Origin of the sequence: Hyphomonas pacifica, from assembly GCF_000682675.1 — a bacterium.
Classification (GTDB): Bacteria; Pseudomonadota; Alphaproteobacteria; order Caulobacterales; family Hyphomonadaceae; genus Hyphomonas; species Hyphomonas pacifica.
Window position 1 is genome coordinate 1 of the sequence record NZ_AWFA01000052.1, and the last position, 7217, is coordinate 7217.

The window sequence follows — 7217 nt, forward strand, 5'->3', positions numbered from 1 at the left end:
TTGTTTTGGGGTCTTGTCATGGGGGCTCCTCCATTTTGTGCCGCCCTTGTTGGCAGGGCGTGTTCTATGTTTGGAAGAATATGGCCGGTCACTCTTACTGTCAACTTGATTGACGTTAAGGGGTGGGGGCTAAAATGGTTCGGCATGTCGTGGCGCGGGATGTGTTTGCATCCCGTCAGAACCAGCTGTAAGTCGCACATATGAGTGAGACCAATGATGTAATGCAGGCAAACCAGATCCTGTTGAACCTGCTGTCAGGCTTTTACTGGCTGGATGAGGGGCTTCAGAGCTATATCCGCGCGCGAGGCTGGCCGACTGTCACGCGGCCGCAGTCCATGGTGATGGCGAATGTCGTGATGGGAGTACGTTATCCATCCGAGATTGCACGGCGATTGGGCATCAGTCGGCAAGCTATCCATGCAACTCTGAAATCCATGAACGAGATGGATATGGTGAGACTTGTGGACGATCCGAACAATATGCGGGTGAAGCTTGTGGAGCTGACCGAGACGGGCGAGGCTATGCGCCGGGATGCGCAGCGGGCCATGACGCTGATGACGGAAGAACTGATCCGCCGTATCGGCAAGCAGGCATTTGACCAGACGGCAGCGACACTGGCGCAGGACTGGGGTGCGCCCTTGTCCTTCTCACCGGAAGATGTGGCCCGCGACTAGGCTGGCAGGGCCGTCTCACGTTGCAGGCACCTCATTTGCAGCATCTGTTACGTCTGTGATGTTGGCCACACTGCGTCGATAGGCGGGCATGCCCAGAGTCAGAATCATGCCTGCGAGCGGCAGGGCGATGACTGACACGGTGAACAGCGAATATCGCAGGGCCGCATCATTCCCGAAACCGAGATCTGTCACCAGGGCGATGACGGTGGGCCCCAGTCCGAGGCCGATCAGATTCGCCACGAAGAAGTACAGAGCCGTGATGCGCGCGCGGTATTCGTTTGGCGTGATCACTTGCAAGGCCACTGTGCCGACCCCGTGCATCGTTATGAACAGGAAGCCGGGCACCAGCAAAGCAAGCGCGAGGGGCGCGTTGGGCATCAGCGGAGTGAGGATCAGGAATGGCCCGCCGATCAGAAGGGATAAACGGATCGTGCGTATATGTCCGTCCGTATAACCGCGAGCAAACATTCCGTCGGCGACGACACCGCCCAGGATCAGGCCACCCGCCCCACAGATCGCCATGATGGCGCCAAACCAGAGACCGGCATCAGTGATACTGATCGGATAGGTTCGCGACAGGAAAGCCGGGATCCAGGCGAGCGAGCCGTACATCACCATGGTGATCAGAGACATGCCAGCGAACATACAGCCGAGAGACACCTTGTGGGTCATCACATGGGCCACGAAATTCTGAGAGCCCGAGCTTTCATGCTGCTCCACCGTCATCCGGCCACGGCGGAAAGGTTCCCGAATGGTCAGCATGAGCAGGCAGACCAGAATGCCAGGGAATGCCACAAAGGCAAAGGTGAGGCGCCAAGCCTCGATTTGCCCGACAAAGGGCAAGGTGATCTCGGGCGCGGCGAGAATGGCCTTGATGACCAGCGCGCCCAGCATCAGCGCGATACCTGAGCCGAGCGGTACGCCAATCGAGTAGACCGCAATGGCGCGGGCCAGCCTTTTCTTGGGGAAGTAGTCGCTGAGCATGGAATAGGCGGCAGGCGACAAAGTGGCCTCGCCGACGCCAACGCCCATACGTGCCAGGAATAGGCCGATATAGCTGGTCGCGAGCCCGCAATTCAGCGTCATCAAACTCCATACGCCAATGCCGCCAACGATCAGGTTCCGGCGGCTGAAACGGTCTGCAATCCAGGCAAGGGGCAGCCCGGCGAGTGTGTAGAACAGGGCGAAGGCCATGCCGACCAGAAGGCTGAACTGGGTGTCGGTAATATCGAGCGACTCACGCACCGGCGCGACCAGCAGGCTGAGAATCATCCGGTCGATGAAGGAGAGGGTGTAGGCCAACAGGAGGACGCCGACCACATACCAGCTATAGATCGGATTGGGCCAGGGCGGAGTCACGCCAGAAGGCGATCCGACTACGGATTCAGATGTGCTGTCTGCTTCGCCGTGAAGCGCCTGATCGGCCATGTTTTCCGCCCTCTGGTTTCCAAACGAACGGTCTCTTGCCGCCGTGGAGAATTTATATTAGCTATCTAAGTAATAATTAGCTATCTAAGCAATAGCAAAATCAGAGTCAAAGATGACCTGTCAGGGCGAAGACCCGAAAGTGGAGGAAATGGAAATGTGTAGAATAGCGTGGAAGGGCTTTGCCCTGACAATGGCATTGGTGGGGCCTGCCTTATCGGGGAGCGCCCTTGCCCAGGAAGAAACCAGGGCTGATGAAGAGATCGCCTATGACACCGTTGTCGTCACGGCGCAGCGGCGAGAGCAGAGCTTGCAGGATGTGCCGGTGGCCGTCTCGGCCTTCAGTGCAGACCAGCTGAAAAACAACAATGTCGAAACGATTCAGGATCTGGCCTTGCGCACGCCTGGACTGACGGTTGGCGCGGCTGATCCGATCCAGAACAATTTTTCCCTTCGTGGCATCGGCACAGCGAATGGCATCAGCCAGAACGCTGGCGGGGATGGCTCGGTCGTCGTGTTCGTGGACGGCGTGTATGCCGGTCGGGGCGGGACGATGGACCTGGACGTGCTGGACCTGGAGCGTGTGGAGGTTCTGCGGGGGCCGCAGGGCACGCTGTTCGGCAAGAATGCGATCGGGGGGCTAATCCAGTTTGTCAGCCGCAAGCCTTCCGATGAGCGCTCTTTCTATATCGAGGGGACAGCCGGCAATTATGACAAGTACAATCTGGTCGTGCGGGGCAATGTGCCCCTGTCTGACAAGGTGTTCCTGTCGGGTGGAATTTCGCACAAGCAGCGCGACGGATACGAATTCAACGAAACGACCGGCAATGATGTCAATGATCAGGACATGACAACAGCGCGCGCAGCCCTGCGTTTTCTGCCGTCTGAGAATCTGGACATCATTCTGCGAGCGGACATTTCCACGCAGGACCAGGCCGGGAATCCGCGCGACAATATCTGTAATGAAGACTTCAATACTGGTGTGCATTGCGTAGGCGTCAATCCTGACCCACGCATCGTAAATGCCTATACTGATGGTCAGATCTTTCGTCAGATCAGCTCTTATAGTGGAGAGATCAACTGGGATCTGGGCTATGGGACGCTGACCTCACTGACCGCATTGCGGGATGTGAAGTACAAGTTCCGCACGCCCTTTTTCAGCAATCCGGTCAACCCGCCCACGCAGATCGAGTCGACCGATTTCGGGTGGGAGGACGCGACCCAGTTCAGCCAGGAAATCCGCTATGCCTTTGAGGCACTGAACGACCGGCTACAGGGCCAGGTTGGCCTGTATTATCTGGACGAGGACATAGACCGCTTGCAGGGCCAGATCCAGGATTTCCCGGCACCGGCGCAGACTGGAACGGCGATCTATCCGCAATCTGTCACAGCAAGCAGCTTCGCCGTGTTCGGCCAGTTCGACTATGATCTGACCGAGAGGCTGACGGCGACCGTTGGCGCGCGCATGACATGGGAAGAAAAAGAGGGCCGCTTCGCAGGCATGAAGGTTTCCGGTCCGGGCTTGCCACCGCCTCTAGGGTCACTTGAAGGCTATGACGTCAACGCTTCGGAAGAGTGGGAAGCCTTTACGCCGCGCTTTGCCCTGAATTGGCAGGCGGCGGACAATGTCATGGTCTATGCCTCCGCCGCACGCGGCTATAAGAGTGGGGGCTTTCAGGGGCTGTCGGGTACGGATGCCGGGGCCTCCACGCCATATGATCCGGAATTTGCGTGGGGCTATGAATTGGGAGCGAAGACGGAATGGTTCCAGCGTCGCCTGACGCTGAATGCTGCGCTCTTCAAGACGGATTATGAAGACCTGCAGATTTCTCAGCTGGTGCCACTTTGCTGTGTCGTGGTCAGCAATGCCGCCGAAGCCCAGATCAAGGGTCTTGAGGTGGAGTTTGTCGGTCGGGTCTCCGAGAACTTCCGTATTGATGGCAGCTATTCCTATCTGGATACGGAGTTTGTGGAGTATCAGATCCCCGGCTCTGACTATACCGGTAACGAATTGCCGCGTTCCCCTGCCAACAAGTACAACATTGGCGCCCAGTATGAGATGCCGGTGGGTGAGTGGCGCGCATTGGTGCGGGTGGATTATTCCTGGGTGGATGACGCGTACTTCGAGGCCTCTAATGTCGCGTCTCAACTGTGGCCGGCACACGACAATCTGGACGCACGCCTGACGCTGACGCTGCCGGATGAGCGCTGGGAGGTCTCCTTCTGGGGCAAGAACCTGACGGACGAATTGGTGCCAACCTATGTCACCTATTTTGGCCCATTCCAGCAGACGCTGGTGCCTTATGCGCCGCCGCGCACCTATGGCGTGACCCTGTCACTGAGTATGTAATTTCCCTGCCACCGCGCCGGATATTCACCGGCGGGTGGCACCTTACTTTCAAGAGGATGCCTGTCATGCAGACCCCTGAGTTTCGTTATCTCTGCACCTATCGCGCAGACTTTTCAGAGCCGCAGCAGATGATCGGCAAGGCCCATTTCGGCCGGCGCATGATTGCCGTCCTGACTGGGGGTGTAGTCGAAGGTGAGCGCCTGAATGGCCGGGTTGTGCCGGGTGGCGGCGACTGGGCCACGATCGATGACAATGACACGTTGCGACTGGATGCCCGTGTGACGTTCGAAACCCATGATGGCGCGCTGATCTATCTGTCTTACCGGGGTGTCCTGCGACCTATGCCAAAGGTCCGCGAATTTTCCCTTCGCGGCGGCCCGAAGACGGATGAAGAGCGCAAGCAGATCTACTTCCGGACAGCACCGATTTTTGAGACTGGCGATCAACGCTATAGCTGGCTGAACAATATCGTGACGATAGGTATGGGGGAGTCCATTGGGGGCGCCGTGCGATATGACGTTTTCGAGGTGCTCTGATCCATGCGACCATTCCGAACAATTACGGCCCTCGCAGCGCCCTTGCCCGTGGCACACATAGACACTGACCAGATCCTGCCCGCCCGGTTTATGAAGACGCTGACGCGGAAAGGCCTGGGGCGACGCTTGTTCAATGATTGGCGCTACGATGATGAGGGGCGTGAAGTTGAAGACTTCGTGCTGAATCAGGATGTCCGGCGAGAGGCCCGGATTATCATTGCCTATGAGAACTTTGGGTGTGGATCATCCCGCGAACATGCTGTGTGGGCCCTGGATGATTTTGGTATACGCTGTATCATCGCACCGAGCTTTGGGGCTATCTTTGCGACCAATTGCCTGAAGAATGGCTTGCTGCCGGTGCAATTGCCGGGGGGGGCATGTGACGAGTTGATTGCCTCAGCGACGGCTTTTCCAAAGTCGGCCCTGACCATTGATCTGGAGCACCAGCGTGTGATCGGCCCGCAGGGCAATACGTACACATTCGATATCCGGGAAGACATTCGCGAGGCATTGCTGGCTGGTCTGGACGATATTTCCCGGACGCTTGCCCATGATGACGCCCTGAGCGCGTTCGAGCAAAAGTGGCCGAAGCGCTGATGCGGCGTGGCGACAAGATGTTCAGAGCAGGGTTCTGAAATCTGTAATTTCGCCCGTAATCGCGGCGGCGGCGGCCATAGCCGGGCTCATCAGGTGGGTGCGTCCGCCGGGGCCTTGCCGGTTCTCGAAATTCCTGTTGGATGTGGAAGCGCACCGCTCTCCTTGTGTTAGTCTGTCATTGTTCATGGCGGCGCACATGGAGCAACCCGGCTCGCGCCATTCAAAGCCTGAATCCACAAAGATCGTGTCCAGACCTTCCTGTTCAGCCATTTGGCGAACCATGCCAGAGCCAGGCACCACAATGGCGCTAATTCGTGGATTGATCTTGTGACCCTTCAGAACAGTGGCCGCCGCGCGCAGGTCTTCAATGCGGCCATTTGTGCATGAGCCTATAAAGACTCGGTCGATCGGCGTGCCCGCAATGGAGCTGCCAGCCTGGAGTGCCATATAAGACAGCGCCCGTTCCGTAATGGCGCGCAATTTCGAATCATCCTGTTCAGCGGGGTCAGGTATTCGGGCATTGATTGCGATACTCTGGGCCGGGTTGATACCCCAGCTGACGACAGGTGCGATTATGCTGGCATCCAGGGTGATTTCGTGATCGAAGCGCGCGCCAGGGTCTGTGTGGAATTGCTTCCAACGAGGCATACCGGCGGCCCAGGCATCGGTCGGCATGCGAGATTTCAGATAGGTATAGGTGACATCATCCGGCGCGATGAGGCCCGCGCGGGCGCCAGCTTCGATGCTCATATTGCAAAGTGTCATACGGCCTTCCATAGAGAGCGCGCAAATGGCCTCCCCAGAATATTCGATGACATGTCCCGTGGCGCCGTCGACCCCCAATTCGGACACAATAGTCAGCGCCAGATCCTTCGCGGTAACACCGGGCGGTAACCGTCCGTTGACTGTGACGCGAAGATTGCCGGACTTTCTTTGCCGGATGGCCTGAGTGGCCATAACATGTTCGATCTCGGACGTGCCGATTCCGAAAGCCAGTGCGCCGAATGCACCATGGGTGGATGTGTGGCTGTCGCCGCAGACGATGGTCATGCCTGGCTGGGTTCGGCCTTGCTCTGGGCCGACCACATGCACGATGCCGTTGCGGATGTCGCCGATTGTATAGTGCTCGATGCCGTAAGCCGCGCTATTCTGGCGCAGCATGGCGAGTTGCGCGCGTGATAGTTCGTCTTCAACCGCTTCGATGCCCTTAGCCTGGCCGGTGGTGGGCACGCAGTGATCTGCCATGGCCAAGGTGAGGTCTGGCCGCCGGATCTTGCGGCCATGCTCAGCAAGTCCTGCAAAGGCCTGAGGTGAGGTGACCTCATGCAGCATGTGCAGGTCTATATACAGGATCGCCTCACCATTCTCTTCTGCCACGAAGTGGGCATCCCAGAGCTTTTCGTAGAGTGTGCGTGGGGCGGGGGAGTGCTGTTCGCTAGAGGACAAACCTGCCTGCCTTGTGTAAGTGAAAGAAGAAAAATAGTTAGATATCTAACTTATTGGGCCTGGCTTGTTTGGCAAGCCTGTTTGAACTCTTGCCGTATGGAAACCTGTTGCCTGAAAGGGCGGTTTAGATTAGCTATCTATGTAAATAAAGCGTCAGATATGACCAGAGATGCGCATCAGGGAGAGGAG

Annotated in this window: 6 protein-coding genes; 4 read left to right on the forward strand and 2 right to left on the reverse strand. The window is 57.6% G+C overall.

Going from position 1 to position 7217, the window contains the following annotated elements; translation table 11 throughout:
• Nucleotides 1-200 precede the first annotated feature (200 nt).
• Nucleotides 201-674, forward strand: a complete 474-nt coding sequence (locus HY2_RS13645; RefSeq protein WP_206741038.1) for a MarR family winged helix-turn-helix transcriptional regulator — start codon at nucleotides 201-203, stop codon at nucleotides 672-674.
• 15 nt (nucleotides 675-689) lie between these two features.
• Here HY2_RS13645 and HY2_RS13650 read toward each other — a convergent pair whose 3' ends face one another.
• The gene (locus HY2_RS13650; RefSeq protein ID WP_081815069.1) at nucleotides 690-2102 is read right to left on the reverse strand and encodes a spinster family MFS transporter; all 1413 of its coding nucleotides are present in this window, start codon (nucleotides 2100-2102) and stop codon (nucleotides 690-692) included.
• A 112-nt stretch (nucleotides 2103-2214) separates the two neighbouring features.
• Between HY2_RS13650 and HY2_RS13655 the strand changes: the two genes are divergently transcribed.
• The 3 genes from HY2_RS13655 (at nucleotide 2215) to leuD (ending at nucleotide 5582) form a co-directional block, all read left to right on the forward strand.
• Nucleotides 2215-4449, forward strand: coding sequence for a TonB-dependent receptor (locus tag HY2_RS13655; protein WP_034828585.1), 2235 nt, complete (start codon nucleotides 2215-2217; stop codon nucleotides 4447-4449).
• Between the two features lie 65 nt (nucleotides 4450-4514).
• Entirely contained in the window at nucleotides 4515-4985 is a 471-nt protein-coding gene (locus tag HY2_RS13660) for a DUF3237 domain-containing protein (protein ID WP_034828586.1), read from the forward strand.
• 3 nt (nucleotides 4986-4988) lie between these two features.
• Nucleotides 4989-5582, forward strand: a complete 594-nt coding sequence (leuD, locus tag HY2_RS13665) for a 3-isopropylmalate dehydratase small subunit (RefSeq protein WP_034828588.1) — start codon at nucleotides 4989-4991, stop codon at nucleotides 5580-5582.
• Between the two features lie 21 nt (nucleotides 5583-5603).
• On the opposite strand, the gene leuC is transcribed toward leuD, so the two are convergent.
• Nucleotides 5604-7028: a 3-isopropylmalate dehydratase large subunit gene (gene leuC / locus HY2_RS13670; protein ID WP_034828590.1), complete on the reverse strand. Its 1425-nt coding sequence runs from the start codon at nucleotides 7026-7028 to the stop codon at nucleotides 5604-5606.
• Between the last annotated feature and the right edge of the window lie 189 nt (nucleotides 7029-7217).